Annotated in this window: 17 protein-coding genes and 1 tRNA gene; 17 read left to right on the top strand and 1 reads right to left on the bottom strand. The window is 54.2% G+C overall.

The annotated features are described in order from the left end of the window. The first annotated feature begins 1011 nt into the window (after positions 1 to 1011). The 12 genes from cdd (at position 1012) to mutL (ending at position 16529) form a co-directional block, all read left to right on the top strand. A complete protein-coding gene (cdd, locus tag QZ170_RS00265; protein ID WP_297175805.1) occupies positions 1012 to 1482 on the top strand; it encodes a cytidine deaminase in 471 nt (156 codons plus the stop codon). 38 nt (positions 1483 to 1520) lie between these two features. Continuing rightward, positions 1521 to 3596, top strand: a complete 2076-nt coding sequence (locus tag QZ170_RS00260; protein ID WP_297175804.1) for an RNA degradosome polyphosphate kinase — start codon at positions 1521 to 1523, stop codon at positions 3594 to 3596. Continuing rightward, positions 3589 to 4488: a Ppx/GppA family phosphatase gene (locus QZ170_RS00255; RefSeq protein WP_297175803.1), complete on the top strand. Its 900-nt coding sequence runs from the start codon at positions 3589 to 3591 to the stop codon at positions 4486 to 4488. The genes QZ170_RS00260 and QZ170_RS00255 overlap by 8 nt, the downstream gene beginning before the upstream one ends. Positions 4489 to 4583: 95 nt before the next feature. After that, positions 4584 to 4657, top strand: a tRNA-Ile gene (locus QZ170_RS00250). A 603-nt stretch (positions 4658 to 5260) separates the two neighbouring features. After that, the gene (locus tag QZ170_RS00245; protein WP_297175802.1) at positions 5261 to 6073 is read left to right on the top strand and encodes a S24 family peptidase; all 813 of its coding nucleotides are present in this window, start codon (positions 5261 to 5263) and stop codon (positions 6071 to 6073) included. A 343-nt stretch (positions 6074 to 6416) separates the two neighbouring features. Further along, complete coding sequence (gene clpP / locus QZ170_RS00240) at positions 6417 to 7088, top strand: ATP-dependent Clp endopeptidase proteolytic subunit ClpP (protein ID WP_297175801.1); 672 nt, start codon at positions 6417 to 6419, stop codon at positions 7086 to 7088. Continuing rightward, positions 7088 to 8326, top strand: a complete 1239-nt coding sequence (clpX, locus tag QZ170_RS00235; protein WP_297175800.1) for an ATP-dependent Clp protease ATP-binding subunit ClpX — start codon at positions 7088 to 7090, stop codon at positions 8324 to 8326. The genes clpP and clpX overlap by 1 nt, the downstream gene beginning before the upstream one ends. Before the next feature lie 128 nt (positions 8327 to 8454). Further along, positions 8455 to 10632: a DNA helicase RecQ gene (recQ, locus tag QZ170_RS00230; RefSeq protein ID WP_297175860.1), complete on the top strand. Its 2178-nt coding sequence runs from the start codon at positions 8455 to 8457 to the stop codon at positions 10630 to 10632. A 39-nt stretch (positions 10633 to 10671) separates the two neighbouring features. Further along, positions 10672 to 12069 (top strand): peptidylprolyl isomerase, encoded by a 1398-nt coding sequence (locus tag QZ170_RS00225; RefSeq protein ID WP_297175799.1) that lies wholly within the window; start codon positions 10672 to 10674, stop codon positions 12067 to 12069. Positions 12070 to 12250: 181 nt separating this feature from the next. Then, the gene (locus tag QZ170_RS00220) at positions 12251 to 14317 is read left to right on the top strand and encodes an OstA-like protein (protein WP_297175798.1); all 2067 of its coding nucleotides are present in this window, start codon (positions 12251 to 12253) and stop codon (positions 14315 to 14317) included. Next, positions 14230 to 14607, top strand: coding sequence for a hypothetical protein (locus tag QZ170_RS00215; RefSeq protein ID WP_297175797.1), 378 nt, complete (start codon positions 14230 to 14232; stop codon positions 14605 to 14607). Before QZ170_RS00220 ends, QZ170_RS00215 begins: the two co-directional genes overlap by 88 nt. Further along, on the top strand, positions 14604 to 16529 hold the full coding sequence (mutL, locus tag QZ170_RS00210; protein WP_297175796.1) for a DNA mismatch repair endonuclease MutL: 1926 nt from the start codon (positions 14604 to 14606) through the stop codon (positions 16527 to 16529). The genes QZ170_RS00215 and mutL overlap by 4 nt, the downstream gene beginning before the upstream one ends. 102 nt (positions 16530 to 16631) lie before the next feature. On the opposite strand, the gene QZ170_RS00205 is transcribed toward mutL, so the two are convergent. Continuing rightward, positions 16632 to 17096, bottom strand: coding sequence for a hypothetical protein (locus tag QZ170_RS00205; protein WP_297175795.1), 465 nt, complete (start codon positions 17094 to 17096; stop codon positions 16632 to 16634). A gap of 530 nt (positions 17097 to 17626) precedes the next feature. Between QZ170_RS00205 and QZ170_RS00200 the strand changes: the two genes are divergently transcribed. From QZ170_RS00200 to QZ170_RS00180, 5 genes are read left to right on the top strand one after another with little or no spacing between them, the layout of a single operon-like run. Next, on the top strand, positions 17627 to 18223 hold the full coding sequence (locus tag QZ170_RS00200) for a DUF5063 domain-containing protein (protein WP_297175859.1): 597 nt from the start codon (positions 17627 to 17629) through the stop codon (positions 18221 to 18223). Next, positions 18144 to 18935 carry a 3'-5' exonuclease gene (locus tag QZ170_RS00195; protein ID WP_297175794.1) on the top strand — a complete coding sequence of 264 codons (792 nt, stop codon included), beginning with the start codon at positions 18144 to 18146 and terminating at the stop codon, positions 18933 to 18935. The genes QZ170_RS00200 and QZ170_RS00195 overlap by 80 nt, the downstream gene beginning before the upstream one ends. 7 nt (positions 18936 to 18942) lie before the next feature. Further along, a complete protein-coding gene (locus tag QZ170_RS00190; RefSeq protein ID WP_297175793.1) occupies positions 18943 to 20175 on the top strand; it encodes a class I SAM-dependent rRNA methyltransferase in 1233 nt (410 codons plus the stop codon). A 32-nt stretch (positions 20176 to 20207) separates the two neighbouring features. Then, entirely contained in the window at positions 20208 to 20861 is a 654-nt protein-coding gene (upp, locus tag QZ170_RS00185; protein WP_297175792.1) for a uracil phosphoribosyltransferase, read from the top strand. 42 nt (positions 20862 to 20903) lie between these two features. Beyond that, positions 20904 to 22775, top strand: a complete 1872-nt coding sequence (locus tag QZ170_RS00180) for a U32 family peptidase (RefSeq protein WP_297175858.1) — start codon at positions 20904 to 20906, stop codon at positions 22773 to 22775. Positions 22776 to 22786: the final 11 nt, after the last annotated feature.

Genomic DNA, 22786 nt, shown 5'->3' with positions numbered 1-22786 from the left:
AAGGCGATAGAGGAGGCTCTCAAGAATGATCCAGGCACCTATCGGAGTGCAGTGGCGGAGGAGTTTGGCGATCGATTTAAGATTAGCGACACCGTAGATCCTGTAGACCTAGAGGACAACAAGCGGGTTGCTCGTACCATTCTGCGCTCATTCCCAGATAGAGAGGTGCGGATACGGTCAAATATTACGCATCAATGACCTCTCAATGTATATCTCTCGAAGAAGAACGGACTTTGAGGAAGGGCGAATTAAGATGTGCTACGTGGTGTATAGGGGCAAAGCCATTGCGATTGCCACTGGAGACAAGAAGAAGATAAAAGAAACCTTGTCTCTACTACAATAAAAGTAAATGGAGTTGCAGATCGCTCCACAACTCCATAGTGTAATTTGTCACCCAGAGACCGGCGGAGCTTGAAGTTATCGCGCTTATAGTTTGCTGGCGTGCTGACTCCACGAAGATAATCAATTCTCCAAACAATGCAATCAGACATGCTACTCAAGGTCATCGCGTAGCTAACCAAAGATGCCGAGGCGGAGCCCAACAACCACCTCCCCACAAGGTGGCGGTCATCTCCAAGCGTCACTACGGGGATAACTTCCGCCTCTTAGGCTTTGTGGACGGAGGTCTGCATCAGTGGCAACGAGCTATCCGAAAGCACGACTCGTCTACCTCGGCACAATACCGTACTCTAACCTCCGCTCGGAACCTCCTCATGAGTAGCATCGAGGCCGTGCCGAGCAAGGCCTCTGTACTCGTGTTCAACCCCGTAGCTTATGCTCGCATACACAACGAGGGGGGAGATATGCTCCCCCCACGGTCACCCTCAAGATGAGAAAGTGTTTTTTGGCTCAGTACTACAAAACTGGTGGCAAGAGCGGAGGGAGCGAAGCTGAGCTATGAGGGTAGAGGACGAGGCGGTACGGAGGGGATTTCGTATATTAGCTGGTGAAAGCCTTTGTCATAGGCATTCGGAGCAGAAACAAACGACTTAGATAATTAGAATAGGAAAGATGAAGGAACGGACTCTCCAGATCCCCTATAGCACCCTCACACACGATGAGCTATCCCCCATAGAGCAGGAGCTAGAGCGACGAGCGCTAGAGGCTGCCACTGGAGCCTATGCACCCTATAGCCACTTCCATGTGGGGGCGGCTGTACTACTAGCCAATGGAGAGATCGTGACAGGGTCCAACCAAGAGAATGCAGCCTATCCCTCTGGGACTTGTGCCGAGCGTACGGCTCTCTTCTGGGCTTCGGCTCAGTGGCCTGAGGTGCCCGTAGAGCGACTCGTCATCGTAGCGATCAATAGTGAGGGGCGTGTCCCCTTCATCTCCCCCTGCGGGAGCTGTCGGCAGGTGATCATGGAGGCTGCGACCCGCTTCCATCCCTTCCCCATACTACTCTGCGGCAGCGAGCAAACCATTCGGATAGAAGACTGTCGGCAGCTCCTCCCTCTCGGCTTCGATGGGAGTGCCCTCTAGTGCCTCTCTATCTCCATTATATATTATAGCCCTCAAGGATGAGAACTAGTCATCGCTTCCCCTACATCGAGCGAGATGAGAGCTGGATGTACTTCAATAAGCGCATACTGCTGGAGGCTCGGCGTGAAGACCTACCCCTACTGGAGCGGTTCAACTATCTGGGTATATACTCTAATAACCTCGACGAATTCTTCCGCGTGCGGGTAGCCTCGCTACGTCGTCTCATTGATGCCACGATAGAGGCCTCGGAGGATGAGCGTAAGAAGGCTCGGGATGTACTGCGCACGATCCTGCGCCTCAACCAAGAGTACTCCCAGCTCTTCGAGCAGACCTTCGAGTCTCTGCTGCACTCCCTAGCTGAGGCACATATCCATATCATCAACGAGCAGGAGCTGAGTGAGGAGCAGCGGCAGGAGGTACGCACCTTCTTCATGGAGAAGATCAATGGGACGACCTCCCCGATCTTCATCAGCAGCCCTACCTTTAGCCCCGAGCGACACCTCAAGGAGTCCCTCTACCTAGCTGTCGTCCTATGGCACGAGGAGCAGGAGGCGGAGGAGATGCATGATGTCGCCCTACTAGAGGTACCCACCAAGGAGCTCGGTAGATTCTTTCGTCTGAGAGACCATGGGGGCGAGAGCTACCTTATGTTCCTAGACGATGTACTGAGAGCCTGTCTCCCCTATTTCTTCGTCGGAGATCAGTATGCACGCTACGAGGCATATACATTCAAGTTCACGAGGGATGCCGAGTTCGAGATCGATCAAGACCTACGCACCAGCGTCGTAGAGAAGGTCTCTCGGGGAGTGAAGCGACGCAAGCGAGGGGAGACTGTCCGTGTGGTCTACGACGAAGCTATCCCCCCTGTAGTCCTCAAGCGCCTAAGCGATATGGCTGAGCTCAACTACCGGGATACCCGTGTGGGCGGGGGACGCTATCACAATATGCGTGACCTAATGACCCTGCCAGACTGCGGACGCAAGGGGCTTCGCTTCCCACGTCGCGAGCCTCTCGGTGTCGATGACCAGCGCTACACACAGAGCATTATCGACGAGATCCTAGAGCGGGACCGCTGTGTACACTTCCCCTACCAGAGCTTTGACCATTTCCTTCGTCTACTGCAGGAGGCCGCCATTAGCACCGAGGTCACAGAGATCCGTATCTCACTCTACCGAGTAGCACAGAGCTCCAAGGTCATCAAGGCCCTGATGGCAGCCGCCCAGAATGGTAAGCGGGTGACTGCGGTCATCGAGATCCTTGCCCGCTTCGACGAGCAGTCCAATATCAGCTGGAGCAAGAAGATGCAGGACTCTGGGATCAACGTCGTCTTTGGCCCAGAAAAGCTCAAGATCCACTCTAAGCTCGTCTACATAGCCACCCGCAGGGGAGACATCGCCTGTATCGGGTCGGGCAACCTCCATGAGGGGACGGCTAAGGTCTACACAGACCTCATGCTCATGACAGCCCACAAAGGGATCGCTCGAGACGTCTTGCACGTCTTTGATTTCATTGAGCGTCCCTTCCTAAACGTTCGCTTCAGGGAGCTCCTCGTCGCTCCCAACGATATGCGTCAGCCTCTCTACACGATGATCAATAGAGAGATCCGTCTAGCACGCTCTGGACAGGAGGCTTTCATCCGACTGAAGATCAACCATATCGTGGATGAGAAGATGGTGCAGAAGCTCTACGAAGCCTGCACAGCAGGGGTACGTGTGGAGCTCTGTCTAAGGGGTAACTGCTCCCTAGTGCCTGGCGTGGAGGGCTTCAGCGAAGGGATGTATATCAACTCCATCATCTCACGCTACCTAGAGCACTCCCGTATCTATATCTTCGGCAACGGAGGACAGCCTCGTTACTTCATCGGCTCGACTGACTGGATGACACGCAACCTCGACCGACGCATAGAGGTCATGACCCCAATCTATGACCCCGAGATACAGAGAGAGCTCGACTTCATCGTCTCGGCTGGACTCTCTGATATGGAACAGGGCTACTATACCCTCGATGGGGAGGTCTATGCCTATCGGGATCGCTACCCGATAGGGACGAAGCTCTTCAACTCCCAAGACGTCATCTACAACTATTATCTAAATAAGAAGGAACAGCATGGCTAAGTCTCACTACGCAGGTATCGACATCGGCTCCAATGCCGTACGCCTACTCGTCAAGTGCCTCAATGAGCCTGGGAGCACCGAGCCCCTCTCCAAGGTACAGCTCGTACGTGTCCCCCTTCGCCTAGGGGAAGATGCCTTCACCGAGGGGCGCATATCCAAGAAGAAAGGCAAACAGCTCGTCAGCCTCATGAAGGCCTACCGGGAGCTCATGGAGATCTACGAGGTGGAGGCCTTCAGAGCCTGTGCCACCTCGGCAATGCGCGATGCGGAGAACGGACTTGAGCTCGTCGAGAAGATCGAGGAGAAGACGGGCATACGTATCGAGATCATCGGTGGCCGCGAGGAGGCTCAGCTGATCTCAGCTGATCTCATGCGTTCCCTAGAGGGGCGTGATGGGGATACCTTCCTCTATGTAGACGTCGGGGGGGGGAGTACAGAGCTCAATATCGTCCGAGGACAGCGCCTCATAGACTCACGCTCCTTCGACATCGGTACGATCCGACAGATCAGTGGTCGGGTCAGGGAGGAGGTGCGTCAGGATTTCCGTCACTATCTACAGGAGCTGACGGACACCTATCAGGGGCACATCCAGCTGGTAGGGACTGGGGGGAACATCAATAAGCTCCTCCGGCTAGGAGCTCCCTCCGAGCGTGCCAACATCAATCACCTCCCCATCACTAGTCTACGAGCCGTAGCCGACGAACTAAGGAAGTATACCCCCGAAGAGCGTATGCTCCGCTTCCGCCTAAAGCCCGACCGTGCAGAGGTCATCGTACCTGCAGCCGACATCTTCCTCACCGTAGCTGAGATCACCCAGTCTACAGAGGTCATCGTACCTACCAAGGGGCTTGCCGACGGGATCGTAGACTCGATCTGTCCAGCCCTTAGCTAGGGGGTATCCACGGAAAGATGTTTGGTGCATAAGGGCTTTATCGCTATCTTTGCACACGAAAAGAAGGGGCATCACCTCCCTAGGTGACCTCCTTTGGTCCTATAGCTCAGTCGGTTAGAGCACCTGACTCATAATCAGGGAGTCCTTGGTTCAAGCCCAAGTGGGACCACAATAGAAACTAAGTGAATATAAGCAGGTTAAAAGTTCCATTTGTGAACTTGATAGCCTGCTTATTTCCCTTTGAAGTAGTGAAAAGCTCATAAAAACATCCCCAATATGCATGATCTGTTTACACCACAGCTTACACCCACGATATACGAACCTTCAAAGCTAAGATAAGGAAACGGAGAAACAACTGGGCTGTTCTTCCAGCTGTCCGTATGGCTTCGGGGGTATGGTATAGGAGAGTTCCCAACAGTGCCCTGTCAGTCTCCCCGTCACCTGCACCAGAGGTTCTCCACTCCCTCTAGTGCACCTACCAGCTTTCCGACCTAGTGGTGGGCTGTCCGAGCATCTGACTTTTCGCACTGCTCCCCCTTTATGGACTCCTTTTCGGTGGATTGGCCCACAGTTACTTCGAGGGGTTCAACCTGCATTCCTTAACGTTCGTCTAACACCGATAGCTGAGTGCTGATACTCTCCTAAAATGGACTACCCCTCGGTCTTCGCCCAGACCAAGGGGAGGTATTTGAGATTTCAATTTGCCAACGTATAGATGGCTTCCTACCGATGGGCGAATTGGTACTACAAAGGCATAGAAAGATTTCCTGGTATGAAAGCAGAAGTAGAAACAAATCTTGCAGTGGGTGGTAGGTTCAAGGAAATGTACCACTATTTGCAGAGCAAGGCTCTTGTCCACAGGCAGAAAGACCTTGCCAACCTCATCGGGGCTACCGAGGGCAATGTATCACGAATGCTCAAGGGCGATCCTCGATATACGACCTCATCTATGATTTCACGCATCTGTATGGCTTCTAACTTACCATTCAGCGAGGACTATCTCCTACGAGGCGAGGGGACACTACTCAAAGACGGGACGCAGGACGAAGCCCCGAAGAAGCCCCAACGGGCCTCCAATGAGGTAGAAACGAACACCTCTGGCTCTCGCATCATCCTGCGACTGCCCATTATCCCCATCGAAGCGAAAGCTGGCACAGGGAAAGGCTTCCTATACGACAGAGACAGTTCACAAGACCCTGATGATATATACGATGAGTTCGACTCTATGGAAGTTTTCCTTGAGCGTGAAGTCTCCGATAGATACAAGCTCTTCCGAGTAAAGGGGGACAGTATGACGGACGGAACACTATCCTCAATATGTGCAGGTGATGTGCTTCTTTGCCGTGAAGTCTTCCCAGAGGACTGGAAGCTCGGGCTGACAAACAACCGATACCCAAACGTGGTAATCGTGATCGAAGAGGAGGGCATCCTAATCAAGCAACTAATAAAGCACAGCAAGAAGAACGAAACCATCTCCCTACACTCACTCAACAGCGCCTACAAAGACCTCTCAATAGACCTAAAGAAAGTGCGAGCCTTCTACTACGTGGAGCGCCTCATCGACCGACACCTAGCTCAATGGTAATCTTCCATTCGGTAGATGAAAGCTTAGGTAAAGAATACCAAAGATGGGTCTGTATGGTAGACGAAGGCTCTCGATCATAGAGTCCTTCGCTCAAGCCCGAGTGGAAGCTCATCAGAGAACGACATAAAGCCAACTGGTTACGATCCCTAGGTATCGTCACTAGTTGGCTTTGTCCTCTCTATTTATGCGAGTGGTTCGCCTAGACACTGATTGAGGCCAAATAGGGGCAAGGGGGAGGAAGAGTAGTGGGAGTGGTGAAGTTTTCACTATTCAGAATTATTTCTACCTTTGTTTATAAGAGTCCGCCTTATGGTGTGAGACTCTTTACCACCCAAGAATAGAAATGAACGAATTCAAGAAGTTTGCTGTAGGTCATCTGGGGATGAACACCCTTGCCCTAGAGGACTATATGCAGGTGCAGAGTAGCTATATCTCACCTACAATCATCGAGGAGCGCCCCATGAACGTCGCTCAGATGGATGTCTTCTCCCGACTGATGATGGATCGCATCATCTTCCTCGGGACACAGATCAATGACTATACAGCTAATGTCATCCAGGCTCAGCTCCTCTTCCTAGATAGCAGCGAGCCCGGCAAGGATATATCTATCTATATCAACTCCCCTGGGGGTGCCGTATACGCAGGCTATGGCATCTATGATACGATGCAGTATATCGGCTGTGACGTCTCTACCATATGCACTGGGATAGCCGCCTCCATGGCCTCCATCCTGCTGGTAGCAGGGACCAAGGGGAAGCGCTTCGCCCTCCCCCACTCCCGAGTGATGATCCACCAGCCACTAGGTGGTATGCAGGGGCAGGCCAGCGATATGGAGATCGCAGCCCGTGAGGTCATCAAGGTCAAGAAGGAGCTCAATACCATCCTATCGACCCACTCTGGTCAGAGCTTCGAGACGATCGAGCGTGACAGCGACCGAGACTACTGGATGAATGCCTACGAAGCCAAGGACTATGGCATGATCGACAAGGTACTCATACGAGAGGTAGAGAAGTAATGGCAAAGAAGTATAAGCGCCACTGTGCCTTCTGTGGACAATCAGAGGAAGAGGCTGGGCCACTCATCCAGGGGCTCGATGCCGAGATCTGTACCTCCTGTATCTACAGAGGCTATCACCTACTAGAGGAGCTCTCAGAGAAAGCCCCCCAGGATCAGCACGACCTTCCCCTAGAGGGAATAGATACCCTCCCCAAGCCACAGGAGATCAAGGAATATCTCGATGGCTATGTCGTGGGGCAGGATGAAGCCAAGCGCTACCTCTCAGTAGCAGTCTACAACCACTACAAGCGACTCTTACAGAGCCAGACCACGGCGGATGATGGTGTCGAGATCGAGAAGAGCAACATCCTACTCCTAGGCCCCACGGGAACCGGCAAGACACTGCTGGCTAAGACTATCGCACGGCTACTGAAGGTACCCTTCACGATCGTGGATGCGACCGTCCTCACCCAAGCAGGGTATGTCGGGGAGGATATCGAGAGTCTGCTGACGCGCCTCCTGCAAGTCGCCGACTACGATGTCGCAGCGGCCGAGCGGGGGATCGTCTTCATCGACGAGATCGACAAGATCGCTCGTAAGGGCGATAATCCCTCGATCACAAGAGATGTCAGTGGCGAGGGGGTACAGCAGGGGCTCCTCAAGCTCCTAGAGGGCTCTATCGTCAACGTCCCCCCTCAGGGAGGACGTAAGCACCCCGACCAGAAGATGATCGAGGTCAATACACAGCAGATCCTCTTCATCTGTGCTGGTGCCTTCGATGGGATCGAGCGCAAGATAGCCCATCGCCTCAATACCCGTATCGTGGGCTACAACAGCCCTGGAGCAAAGCACGCTCAGCTGGCAGAGGAGGAACTAATGAAGTACGTAGATGCACGTGACCTCAAGAGCTATGGGCTCATCCCCGAGATCATCGGTCGTCTACCTATCATCACACACCTCAGCCCACTGCACCGCGATACGCTACGCATGATCCTCACGGAGCCTAAGAATGCGCTCGTGCGTCAGTATACCAAGATGTTTGAGATGGATCATATCAAGCTCACCTATACCGAGGATGCCCTAGATGCTATCGTAGAGAAGACCATGGAGCAGAAGCTCGGTGCACGTGGACTACGCTCCATCATGGAGCAGGTCATGATGGATGCTATGTACACTCTCCCCTCACAGAAGGTAGAGACCTTCACTATCGACCGAGCTTACGTAGAGGCTCGGCTCTCAGAGCGGATCGAGGCCTAGCAAACAGAGCTGATCACTACACCTATTTATATCAACACTATATCACCTCATACCTAATTAGAACGACTAGTAACAGGACAACCGCTCAAGAGGAGTAAAAAGGGACTCACAGATTGGTAAGTAGGCATATGGAGGCTGTAGACCTAACAAAGGCACTAAAGAGGTACTTTGGATTTGACCAATTCAAAGGGAACCAGCGGGAGATCATAGAGCAGATCCTCGCTGGTCGGGATACCTTCGTCCTAATGCCTACGGGCGGAGGGAAGAGCCTTTGCTATCAGCTCCCTGCCCTACTGATGCCCGGGACGGCTGTCATCATCTCTCCCCTCATCGCTCTGATGAAGAACCAAGTGGATGCCGTCCGAGGCTTCTGCGAGGAGGATGCTGTAGCCCACTTCCTGAACTCTTCGCTCTCTCGCCCAAAGCTAGAGGAGGTCAAGCAAGACATGCGCTCGGGCAAGACCAAGCTACTCTATGTCGCCCCCGAGTCACTGCACAAGGCGGAGAATATGGAGCTCCTTCGGGAGGTGCCCATCTCCTTCTATGCCGTCGACGAGGCACATTGTATCTCAGAGTGGGGTCATGACTTCAGACCTGAGTACCGACGTATACGTAGTGTCGTCACCGAGATCGCAACGAGACCCATCATGGCACTCACAGCGACCGCCACACCGAAGGTACAACATGACATCATGAAGAACCTCGGGATAGAGCGAGCCGCTGTATTCCAAAGCTCGTTCAACCGTCCGAACCTCCTCTACCAGATACGCCCCAAGACGATAGACATAGATCGCGAGATCGTGCGTTATATCTTAGCCAATCCCAAGAAAAGTGGCATCGTCTACTGTATACGCCGCACACAGGTCGAGACCTTTGCGCAGGTGCTCCAAGCCAATGGAATCAAAGCCCTCCCCTATCATGCTGGGCTAGAGACTAAGGAGCGCATGGAGAACCAAGATGCATTCATCGAGGAGCGTGTGGAGGTCATCGTGGCGACCATCGCCTTTGGGATGGGTATCGACAAGCCCGATGTGCGCTATGTCATCCACTATGATATGCCCAAGAGCCTAGAGGGCTACTATCAGGAGACAGGACGAGCGGGACGAGATGGAGGCGAGGGGGTCTGTATCGCATACTATGACCCCAATGAGCTAGAGCGTATGGAGCGATTCACCAAGGGTAAGTCTGTCGCTGACCAAGAGATAGCACGTGTGCTACTGAGAGAGACGGCTGACTATGCTGAGACGACACTCTGTAGGCGCTCCTTCCTCCTCAACTACTTTGGGGAGCGCTATGAGCGGGAGAACTGTGGCTGTTGTGATAATTGTTTAGTACCTAAGAATAAAGTGGAAGCTAAAGAATTACTTCTAAATCTCCTAGAGGTCGTCAGTGCCCTCAAGGAGAAGTTTAATGCCGACTATGTAACGACCATCCTCCTAGGGAATACGAACTCGGATGTCGAGTCGTTTCACCACGAGGAGCTGGACTGCTTCGGCGTCGGTCGGGATACCGAGGAGTCTGTCTGGACGACCGTTATCCGCCAAGCTCTCATCTCTGGCTACCTAGCCAAGGATGTAGAGAACTATGGCCTGCTGAAGATCACCCCTGCCGGGAAGAAGTATATGAAGAAGCCTACGAGCTTCAAGATCACCGAGAGCGACGAAGAGGCCGAGGAGGGTACCCCCACGGTAGGGAGCGGTGGTGCAGGAGAGTCTACCGACCCTGTACTCTACTCCATCATGAAGGATCTTCGCAAGAAGGTCGGACAGCAGAACGGAGTCCCCCCCTATGTGATCTTCCAAGACACCTCTCTGGAGGCCATGGCGACCCTCTACCCGATCACCATGGAGGAGCTACAGAATATCCCGGGTGTAGGAGCAGGCAAGGCTGCACGCTACGGACAGAAGTTCCTCGAGGTGATCCGCCGACATGTGGAGGAGAACGACATCGAGCGTCCCGCAGACATGCGAGTCAGGACGCTCCCCAACAAGTCTAAGCTCAAGGTGAGCATCATCCAGCAGATAGACCGCAAGGTCGCCCTCGACGACATAGCCATCGCCCTCGGACTAGACTTCGATGTCCTGATCAGCGAAGTCGAGGCGATCGTCTACTCAGGGACACGGATCAATATCAACTATTTCATCGAGGAGGTCATAGACGAGGATCGTATCGAGGATATATACGAGTACTTCAAGAACTCTACGACAGACGATATCAATGAGGCACTCTCTAGCCTAGGCAGCGACTACTCCGAGGAGGAGGTGCGTCTGGTGCGTATCAAGTTCCTCTCCGAGCTAGCCAACTAGACGATATACAATTTTCTCCATTCAGATTATTAGCACAAGATGAGATGTAAGACAGCCCTCAGCCTGCTAGGATTATTCTCCATCGGAGGTATACTCCTAGCACAGCCGACACAGGATGAGCCTCAGAAGAGGAGTATCGCAGACCAGGTCGTATGGATGGTGGGTGATGAGCCTATCCTCCTATCCGATATCGAGTACCAGAAGCTCATCCTACGGAGTGAAGGTCAGGGCATAGAGGGCGACCTAGACTGTATCATCCCCGAGCGTATCGCCATACAGAAGCTCTTCCTGAACCAAGCCAAGATAGATAGTATCGAGGCTAATGAGACCCAGGTCAATCGTATGGTGGAGATGTGGATCCAGAATGCCATCTCCCAGCTCGGCTCTAAGGAGAAGCTCGAGGAGTACTTCAACAAGAAGATCTCCCAGATCCGAGAGGAGCAGGCCGTACAGATGCGCAACGAAGAGATCGTACGTGCGATGCAGCAGAAGATAGCACAGGGCATACAGGTATCCCCCTCCGAGATCAGCATCTTCTACAAGAGTATCCCGAAGGATAGCCTCCCCTTCATCCCCAAGACGGTCGAGGTAGAGATCATCGCTCTACAGCCTCAGATACCCCTCACAGAGATTGACCGAGTCAAGAGCGTCCTAAGAAGTTACGCAGACGACATCAACGAAGGCAAGCGAGAGTTCTCCACCATCGCACGCCTCTACTCTGAGGACAAGCGCACCGCTCTGCAGGGCGGTGAGTATGGGTTCGTTGGGAAGGTATCCCTCGACCCAACCTTCGCGACCGCCGTCTTCAACCTCTCGGACAAGACCCGTGTCTCTCCTATCATCAAGACAGACGAAGGATATCACATCGCCCAGCTCATAGAGAAGCGTGGAGATCTCGTGAACTTTAGACACATCCTGGTACGCCCTGTCGTCGATGAAGCAGCGCTGAGTGCAGCGACCAAGCGTATGGACTCCATCGCCCAGCTTATAGAGGAGGGCAAGCTCGCCTTTGACCAAGCAGCAGCACTCTACTCTGAGGACAAGAACACCTACAACAATGGTGGCCTCATGATCAATAGCTCGAACGAGAGTGACTTCGCTGGCTCCTCCAGCTTCCGCTATGAGGACCTCCCTCAGGATATCGCCAAGATAGCCCATGAGCTCAAGGTCGGGCAGGTCTCTAAGCCCTTCACGATGCGTACAGAGAAGGGACTGGAACAGGTTGCTATCATCCGTCTCAAGGAGGAGCACCCTGAGCATATCGCCAATATGAATACGGACTTCCGCACAATCAAGGAGATGGCTTTGGCCAAGAAGCGTAGCAAGGTCATCGATGAGTGGATACGCACGAAGCAAAAGGCAACGCATATCTACATCAACGAAGCCTATCGGAACTGCACCTTCCAATACCCAGGCTGGGTTCACGAAGAGCAATAATCCATACCTTCGCATACTACGGGCATCTCCTAAGGAAGCCCAAGAACTATAAGTATCACCACTAGCCCCCCATCACCACCTAGGTATGGGCGGCTAGTCCACGTACTATACAGAGTACACAGAGGGGACACTGAGATAGTCCCCCATGTCGGGATAAGGCTCTCATGAGCCTCCCCCAGAGATGAGACAAGATAAGATGAAGCAGGAGCAGGGAAGAGACAGTAGAGAGCACCCACGAGGTATTCGCCTCGTGCTGATGGCCGTAGTTATTGCCTTCATAGGGATTAGCTACCTTGCCTCTAGTGCCTCTCATCGTACTCAGTCTCTCGACGTTCGGGCTGGAGGGGGACAGGATACCCTAGCCCCTAGCCAAGGTCAATCAACCAGCCGAGGCTCCAGGACCCCACAAAAGATCTATATCGAGCACGCAGACCTCCTCAGCTATGATGCCTCACTGCAGCCAGGTGTACAGAGGCTGAGTGGCAATATCATCCTCAAGCATGGGAATGCGACGATGACCTGCGATAGTGCCTACCTCAATGAGGAGGCGCAGAGCTTCGAAGCCTTTGGCAACGTCCATATGGTGCAGGGAGATACGATCAATATGTACTCCCGATACCTCTTCTACGATGGTATTACCAAGGTCGCACGTCTGAGGCACAATGTCCACCTTGCCAACCCCACGACGGACCTCTATACCGATAGTCTAGACTATGATAGGATAGCAGATATCGCCTATTACTTCGAGGGAGGATCGGTCTCTGATGCCAAGAATACCCTCACTTCGGACTACGGGCAGTTCCTACCGGCGACGAATGACGCAGAGTTTAGATACAACGTCAAGCTCGTCAATGAGCGGACGACGATGACGACAGAGCACCTCTTCTACAATACCCGGAGCCAGATAGGACGCTATGAGGGAGAGACCCTCATCGTATCTGACTCTGGACAGATCATCTCTCAGCGAGGGATCTATGATGTCGGCAAGGACATCGGGATCCTGCTGGATCGATCTACCGTCTACTCGGGATCTAAGACCCTCATGGGGGACTCCATTTACTACGATGGTGGAGCTAAGATTGGTGAAGCCTTTGGGCGCATGGAGCTATCAGATAGCGTACAGAGGGCTACACTCTTCGGTGACTACGGCTTCTTCGATGACAAGCGCAGCTATGCGTTCTCCACCTACAGAGCACATGCAGAGGATTACTCGCAGAAAGACACGCTCTATGTCGCAGCTGATACCCTCGAACTAGTGAGTGTCCCTATACGTGATCGGAGGAAGCTCGACAGCCTCATGGCAGATACCACCCTCGGTAAGCGCCCCGATACCCTACAACGCTACCTGAGAGGGTATCATCATGTACGTATCTATCGTCGGGATGCACAGGCCGTAGCCGACTCCATGAGCTATATATCGACCGACTCGATCCTCTCCCTCTATGGTCACCCCTATATGTGGAGTGAATCTCGGCAGCTCTCTGGGGATACGACCGTCTTCTACTTCCGCAACAAAAAGATTGACTTCGTCGATGTCCTCGGGAACACCCTTGCCGTAGAGCATATTGATAGTGTGAACTACTACAATCAGATGCGTGGTGACAAGCTCCGAGCCTATATAGCCGATAGCACCATACGACAGATCGACGTAGATGGTCGTGTCGAGACGATCCTATATATGAGGGACGAGAAGACCAATGACTATACAGGCATGAACCGTATGACGAGTAGCGCTATGTACATCACCCTCGACTCAGGTGTCGTCAAGCGAAGCTTCTGGACAGGCCCTGTAGAGGGGAAGATGTACCCCCTGAGCATGGCTTCCTCGGCTGAAGTTAATCGCCTAAAGGAATTCGTATGGGCCTCCGATCGTAGACCCATGGACAAGGAAGGTGTGATCTACGGCATCGACTCAGCGAGCAGGGCAAGGCAAGCTCCGATCCCCCTATCAGACCTCCGTAAGTTCAGCGGTATCAAGGCCGCACTCTCCGCCTACCAAGTCTTCGACGAGCAGGCGCGTGCAGACTCCCTCCGTACAGACTCCCTGATGAAGGCTCGTAAGCCCTTGACCGAGGAGGAGTACCGTAAGCAATATCAGTTTGTCCTGCGTCCTCGACCCACGGACAGACCTACAGAGCAACCCCCGATCATCAATACATCATGGGTATCCAAAGTTTTTTTAAGCAAAGAAGGCCAAGACAGTTCGAGCACAAGCTCATCTACTGGGATCCTCGTAAAGAGGAACTAGAGAAGCGCGTAGAGCGTATCCGTCAGGAGATGATCGCCTCTGGGGAGCTATCTGCCGAGGAGGCGGACAGAGCCGTAGAGGAGATGCGTCAGCAGGCCTCTACTCCGACAGAGATGGGCGACTATGACTCCTCGGCTCACCTACGAGGCACCTTCATCCGCTCCACAGAGCACCTCCAGCGCCAGCACCGTCGGGGCATCACCTCCTCGGATCGTGATCGTAAGACGATCCGCCTCATGCTTGCCCTACTTGTGCTTGGGTTCGCGTTCTGGTACTTCTTCATCCGATGAGTGATATTATCCGTCTCCTCCCTGAGAGTATCGCCAACCAGATCGCGGCGGGCGAGGTCGTCCCCGCTCCCGCCTATATCGTCAAGGAGCTCCTAGAGAACTCCATCGATGCCGGGGCGACACAGATCCAAGTAGAGATCGTCGGAGCGGGTCGCGAGGCCGTGCAGGTGACTGACAACGGCAAGGGTATGTCCCCGATCGATGCCCGTATGGCCTTCGAGCGGCATGCCACCTCTAAGCTCCGTGAGATCGAGGATCTCGACAGCCTTGCTACGATGGGCTTCAGAGGGGAGGCTCTAGCTGCTATTGCCTCGGTCTGCCAGGTAGAGCTAAGGACACGTACTCAGGAGCAAGAGGTCGGTACCGAGCTTCGGATCGAGGGGGCAAAGGTCAAGTCCTCCTCTCCCATAGCCTGTCCAGTCGGGACGACCCTCCGGGCTATGAACATCTTCTACAACACCCCCGGGCGACGCAAGCACATCGAGGCACGCAAGGAGTCTACGGAGCTGAGCGATATATGGAAGGAGTTCGCTAAGGTAGCCTTAGCGAACCCTCAGGTAGCCTTCACGCTCAAAGGGACGGGGAAGTATGACAAGGTGCTCCCAAGTAGCACACAGAAGGAGCGCATCCTCGGGATCGGTGGGGCGAAGCTCGCCAAGGCTCTGCTCCCCGTAAGCTACGAGAGTGCCTTCTGTAGTATCAGGGGCTTCGTAGGTACCCCTACGACAGCTCTGAGGAGTGGTGCTCAGCAGTACTTCTTCGTGAATAACCGCTTTATCCGTCACCCCTACTTCCATAAGGCCGTCATGCTGGCCTACGAGAAGTTTATCCCTGCAGGGACACAGCCCCACTACTTCCTATTCTTCACCATACCAGCAGCGAATATTGACGTCAATATCCATCCGCAGAAGACCGATGTACGCTTCTTGGATGGGGAGACGATCTTCCAGATCATCATCAGTCTGGTGAAGGAGGCCTTCAGCTCGCATGCGCTCACCCCCTCTATAGACTTCGAGCAGGGGATCCCCATCGAGATCCCAGCCTATCAGGGGCGGCGGGAGGTCGTCCTAGATCTAGACGGCCAGTATCAGTGGCAGGATGAGGGGCAGGCGCCCACGGAGGAGGGCACACGAGGGATCTCCCTCTCTACGGGCGGTACAGTCCTCAGGACACTTTCGGGGCGTAGTCTTCGCCCCAAGGAACCTCAGATTGACTGGGATGACCTCGGGGAGCACTTCGATAGTATGAGCTTCGAGGAGACAGAGTCCCCAGAGCCTCTATTCTCTGCGTCCCCCGACGAAGAGTTCGGCTCCACAGGTATTCGCCTCTCCTCGACCAAGGTGCAGCGACCGACTCCACTCTTCACCGCTAGCTCTCTGCTCTACCAGAGTCGCTATATCATCACGACACTTGCCGACTCACTTGCCATCATCGATATACGCCGAGCACAGCTACGCATCACCTATGATAGCTACCTCAGCGGACTCTCCAGCCTCGCCTATAGCTCGGAGCAACCGCTTTTCCCCGAGGTGCTGGAGTTCTCCCCTGGAGAGCTTCCCACGGCTCTTGCCGTGATGGAAGAGCTCACACAGCTGGGCTTCGACTTCGGGGATCTAGGGGATGGACACTTCTCCGTCTCGGAGGCTCCCTCCCTACTGGCACGAGAGGCTATCAACTTCGTCCGGCTCATCGTCGCCGACAGCCTCGATACTCACCGATCGGGAAGTGAGTATGTCCGTAGCTTCCTCGCCGAGGCAGCTGCCGAGGCGGAGGTACTCCAGATGCCTCTACCGAAGACTAGTGACGAGGTAGCAGCTCTGCTCTCCGACCTCACCTCCAGCTCTGATGCCTACCTTACCCCCTCGGGGAAAAGTATCATCACGCTGCTCAGCGAGACAAGTCTAGCGAGCTTCTTCGGTTAGAGCTCACCGCCACAGCATAAGTATAGTACGAGCGAGAGGCACAGGATAGGATGAATACCTATGTCCTGCGCCTCTCGCTCGTATTGGGTAGGTGTGATTGGGCTATGCTTGTTGCTCAGGCTTCACGCCATTGATGAATACTCCCCGCTTGCTACCTTGCTTGTGAATGAAGAGTACGGGCTGGGACTCATGAGCTACATAGCAGAGGCAGATACCACGCTCTACGATCCAGAAGAAACCTAGATAGCCAAAGAAGCCACCAGAGCCAAAGAGACGAAAGCGTATCCGACGTAGGAGTGTACCATCCTCCTCTATCTCGTATTGGGCATAGGGATAGAACTTGTTGAAGGCCAAGAGGCGTACATGCAGTCCGTCGGGCTGCCACTCATAGTATACAGGCTTCCAGAGGACCGTGATACTCATCAGAGCGATGATCACGAGGACGAAGGGGGCGAGAATCCGATACTCTGGAGTATACAGGGTGTATACGAGCAGAGCGAGAAGGGTGACATAGGCAATCCCTGTAGAGAGCCATACTCGCCAAGAGAGTTGATAGTAATGTTTCATATGTGCTATGTTCGTTTAGGTAAACTTGCTAACGGTATTCCAAAGGTACATTTTTCTACAGAACCTATCACCCATATCTATCATTCTGCTCTCACAGAAAGGTCTCTGCCGTGCAGTGTACGGAGGGGAGAGGTGTATACATAGCTCTTTCACAGGGGGAAGAACCTGGGCTCCCCCCCTCGTATAGACCATGCTATATCGCGTATACCGAGAGGGGAAAAACGCTCTTACCGAGAGCCCACTTGCGCTCTCGGTAAGAGCGTCCTCGTCACCTTACATAGGTGATGGGGACGCTCTTTATAGGAGCGTAGACACGCTCTCAGTATGCTCGTCTCAGGGGATGCGAAAAGCCCTCAGTGATTGGTTCTATTCCCCCCAAGGTGGGACAAGTGCTCCCCTACGTCACACCTATCCGGAGGTGTACGACTCAGTGGGAGATACACGTAAATAGGGATACTGAGGGCATGGAGGGAGATACTTAGCAGAATAAACGGTATTTTTGTACTCGTATGGAATCGAATGAACAAGTGATGACAAGCCTGTACACCAAAGAGGTCTTGGAGTTCGCTGCCGTAGGTGTGAGGTTTGCGAGCCTGCTTGAGCAGGCTTCTTCCCTCAGTGAACGAGCGTTCGTCCATGAGGCGATCTTGGTTCTTCCTCAGCTTTACCTCTCTACCCTACGCTTACCAGATTACCTCTATAGTCCTGAGGAGGACTATATCGAGGAGTTTGTGACCGAGGAGGCCTATGAGGGTGTGCGTCTGAGGGTAGCGGAGCTATTGGGAGAGAAGGACAGCTTCCTCTCCTGTCAGGGTGAGGAGATGCAGTATAGCGACACTCCTCTAGCGGCCTTCGTCTCGGAGTACCTAGCAGACGTCTATCAGCAGACGGTGAACCTACTCGGTATCCTACGGGATGAGAATGAGGAGGCGCTACCAGCAGCCATCGGGAGATGCCTGTTCTACTTCCACTCCTACTACGGGCTACACCTCCTAGAGGCTTTGACCGCACTACATCGCTTACATACCCAGCTACAGAGCTCATCAGATGACGAAGAAGACAACAGAGACGACGAAGAGGAAGACGACGAAGACGACAAAAGGCTCAACGAAGACCTCCTCTACTAAGAGGAAGAAAGCAGAGCTCCCAGAGCCCTCACTATCAGTAACACCTACCCCCAGGCGCGCCAGTAGGCGTACCGGGCGAGGGTCTGCACCCTTCACTCCCGTACATCTCTATCCCACTACAATCAGCGAGGAGGAACTGGCAGCCCTACCCATAGCCAAGTGCCCCGTGCCCCTACACGTCATAGACACCAAGCTCGATGCCCGCAAGGCAGTGGCTAAGATCCGTAAGTCTATGGTCATCGGGATAGATACAGAGACCCGCCCTAGCTTCAAGGCAGGGGTACGCTACGAGGTATCCCTCCTGCAGATAGCGACTGAGGAGGAGTGCTATCTCTTTCGTCTCAACCTCATAGGACTCACCAAGTCCCTCATCAGCCTCCTCGAGGATCCCGATATACTCAAGGTCGGGCTGAGCCTCAAGGATGACCTATCCGCTCTGGCTCGTCGCCATAGCTTCACCCCTGCCTCCTTCGTAGAGCTACAGCGTCTATGTGGGGGCTATGGGATACGAGAGCTCAGCCTACTAAAGATCTACGCGATCATCTTCGCCGAGCGAATGAGCAAGGCACAGCGAATGAGCAACTGGGAGAGCTCCACGCTCAGCCCCGCTCAGATACACTATGCGGCACTAGATGCCTGGGCATCACTCCGCATCTATCTGACGCTACTAGCTTCGCCAGCCCCCTCACCTACGAACTTCGCCCTACTATAATTAAGATATGTCCTACCCTAAGATACATTTGTACCCCCGCAAGGAGGAGTCACTCCTGCGCTTTCACCCCTGGGTCTTCTCTGGGGCTATTGCTTCGATCACCGATGGCAAGCCTCAGGATGGAGACCTCGTAGAGGTACTCGACGCTCGAGGTTCGACCCTCGGCATAGGGCACTATGCAGCAGGGAGTATAGCGGTGCGCATGCTGAGCTTCGGAGGGAGCGAGCAGATCGGACGAGACTTCTTTAGGGATCGGCTACGGGCTGCCCTTGAGCTAAGAGCAAGCATGGGACTCATTCGCCCTGAGGGCGGACCCGCCACCCCAAACACAGCCTATCGCCTTATCCACGGAGAGGGCGACAGCCTACCCGGCCTCATCATAGATATCTATGGGGACACCGCAGTCATGCAGGCTCATAGTATGGGTATGCACTACGCTCGGGAGCTAATCGCAGAGACCCTCTTGGAGGCCTACAGCGAAGCACCAGAGCTGACACCCCCTCTACAAGCCGTCTACTACAAGTCTGAGACGACCCTCCCGACACGGGATATGAGGGAGCTCGCAGAGGATGGCTTCCTCATCGGACATACCGAGGCCAGCTATGTGTGGGAGAACGGACTGAAGTTCATCCCCGACTGGCTCAAGGGGCAGAAAACTGGCTTCTTCATCGACCAGCGGGATAATAGATCCCTCTTGGCTCAGTATGCTGATGGGCGTAGGGTGCTCAATGCCTTCTGCTACACGGGGGGCTTCTCCGTCTATGCACTTGCCTCTGGGGCGGAGCGTGTGGACTCACTCGACAGCTCAGGCAAGGCGATATACCTCACCGAGCAGCATGTCGCCCTCAACTTCGGAGCAGACTGCCCTCGTCACCACTCGATTACTCAGGATGCCTTTGACTACCTAGAGCAGATGCCCGAGGGAGCGTATGATCTGATCATACTCGATCCGCCAGCCTTCGCCAAGCACCGCAAGGTGCTACGCAATGCCCTCATCGGCTACCGTCGGATCAATAGCCAAGCCTTCCGCAAGATAGCTCCAGGGGGGATTGTCTTTACCTTCAGTTGCTCTCAGGCTGTGTCCAAGGAAGAGTTTCGCCTAGCAGTCTTCACCGCAGCAGCAAGCTCTGGCAGGCGGGTACGTATCCTACATCAGCTCACCCAGCCAGTGGATCACCCCATCAACATCTACCATCCCGAGGGTGAGTACCTCAAGGGTCTTGTCCTCTACGTAGAATAAGTCGAACCTTCGTAACCCACTATACCCCCAAGATGCAAATAAAACATCTCATCGAGGAGCACTCTCTCCTCTGTCACTTCGTTGCAGAGATGCGTGATGTCACAATCCAGAAGGATGCTATGCGCTTCCGACGCAACGTGGAGCGTGCCGGCGAGATCATGGCCTACGAGGTGAGCAAGCGACTGCACTATGCCTACCACGATGTACAGACCCCTCTAGGAGTAGCCTCCTGCGCAGAGGTCTCAGATCAGATCGTCGTAGCGACGATCCTTAGGGCAGGGCTAACCCTTCATCAGGGCTTCCTCAACTACTTCGACCGTGCGGAGAATGCCTTTGTCTCTGCCTACCGCAAGTACAAGGATCGCCTAAACTTCGACATCTTCATTGAGTACATCGCCTCACCCTCCCTACAGGACAAGACCCTCCTACTCGTAGACCCGATGCTCGCCACAGGGAGCTCTATGGAGCTTGCCTACAGAGCCCTACTGACCAAAGGAACGCCCCGTGAGGTGCACCTCGTCTCCATCATCTCGAGTCAGCAGGCCGTGGATGCCCTACAGGCCTCCTTCCCCGAGGACAATATCACCCTATGGGTCGCAGCCATTGACCCCGAGCTCAACGATCATGCCTACATCGTGCCTGGCCTAGGCGATGCAGGTGACCTGGCCTACGGAGAGAAGCTCTAAGGCTCCCCACTCCACCCGTCCCACCATCATATAGATACGACTATCAAGCCGACCCTTCGCCCCATAGAGCTCCTCGCTCCCGCACGAGACCTAGACACAGCCCGAGCTGCTATCCAGCACGGAGCCGACGCCATATATATAGGAGCTCCACGCTTCGGAGCTCGTGCCGCTGCGGGAGTTCCACTAGAGGATATATGCCAGCTGACTAGTGAGGCACACCGCTTCGGGGTACGTATCTATGTCACCGTCAATACGATCCTCTACGACCACGAGCTACAGGAAGCCGAGCAGATGATATGGGATCTCTATCGTGCAGGTGTGGATGCCCTCATCATTCAGGACATGGGGATTACTCGGATGAATCTCCCCCCGATCCCCCTACACTCCAGTACGCAGTGTGACACCCTAGAGCCCGAGGATGTACAGCACCTGGAGGCCTTGGGCTTCGAGCAGGTCGTCCTAGCTCGAGAGCTCAACGTGGAGCAGATACGACGCATACGAGCCGTGACGACTGTCCCCCTAGAGGTCTTCATCCACGGAGCCCTATGTGTCTCCTACAGCGGGCGGTGCTACCTCTCTCATGCACTGACAGGGCGATCAGCCAATCGTGGTGAATGCTCCCAGCAGTGTCGCCTACCCTATGACCTCATCGATGACGAGGGGCGGAAGATCCGCACCGAGGAGCACCTACTATCTCCACGAGACCTCAATCGCACGGAGGTACTAGAGCAGATCCTAGAGGCTGGAGCCTCCTCCCTCAAGATAGAGGGCCGGCTCAAGGGTGAGAGCTATGTGAAGAATATCACAGCACACTACAGACGTGAGCTAGATCGCATCATAGCCCTCTACCCAGAGAAGTACTGCAGAGCTAGCTTCGGGGAAGTGTCTCTACGCTTCGTCCCTGACCCTGCGAAGAGCTTCAACCGTGGCTTTACTCCCTACCTCTTCCACCTAGCTACCCCCGAGCACCCCAATGCCTCGGTCATCAATCCCCTCACTCCGAAGAGCCAAGGCCAGTATCTCGGTCGTGCACGCAAGGGACGAGACGGGATCACGATCGATACCCAGGAGCCTCTAAGCAATGGCGATGGGCTACTCTTCGTCACCCCCGGGGGACGAGTAGATGGTCTCCGTATCAATCGAGTCACTCCTGAGGGGAGGCTGCAGCTAGGACGAGGGAGTTCTCTCCCCGAGGGAAGTCAGGTCTATAGGAACTATGATCAGGCCTTCGAGCGCCTACTCGCTGGCCCGACAGCAGAGCGCCGCCTACGAGTCAGCCTTCGTCTACGACAGCTCCCCTCTGCTCTGGAACTAGAGATACGTAGCCACGACTATCCAGAGCACCACACGACCACACGTCTGGAGATGGAACTAGAGGAAGCTCGGAACTTTGACCCCGATCGTCTTCGCTCAGAGCTCTCCAAGCTAGGAGATACCGATTTAGCCGCTCGGGAGGTAGAGCTAGAGCTGACCTCGACTCCATTCATCCCCTTATCGCTCCTCACCCGTCTACGCCGTGAGGCCGTAGAGGAGTATCTGCTGAGCTGGGACAAGCTACAAGCTCCCCTCACCTCGCAGCGAACTCAACAGATGAAGTCGCTCACGAAGGAGGATGTCCCCCCACGACGTATGCGTCAGGCCGACTATAGAGCTAACATATCCAATCATCTAGCCCGTGCCTACTATGAGGCTATGGGCTATACGGAACCAGCAAAGGCCTTCGAGCTCGTCCCGGTCAAGACCGCAGAACTAATGTGCACCAAGCACTGTATCAAGCACGAACTCGGCTACTGTATCCGTGAGACCTCGGAGAAGATGCCCTATCGTGAGCCTCTCTACCTCAGCCGAGAGGGCAATAAGCTCCGGCTAGAGTTTGACTGTATCCACTGTCAGATGAAGATCTTCCAGGCTTAGCCCTCCCCATA

It is taken from the genome of uncultured Porphyromonas sp., from assembly GCF_905372525.1.
GTDB lineage: Bacteria > Bacteroidota > Bacteroidia > Bacteroidales > Porphyromonadaceae > Porphyromonas.
The sequence above is the reverse complement of the archived record's forward strand: the minus strand, read 5'-3'. Positions and strand labels throughout refer to the sequence as shown.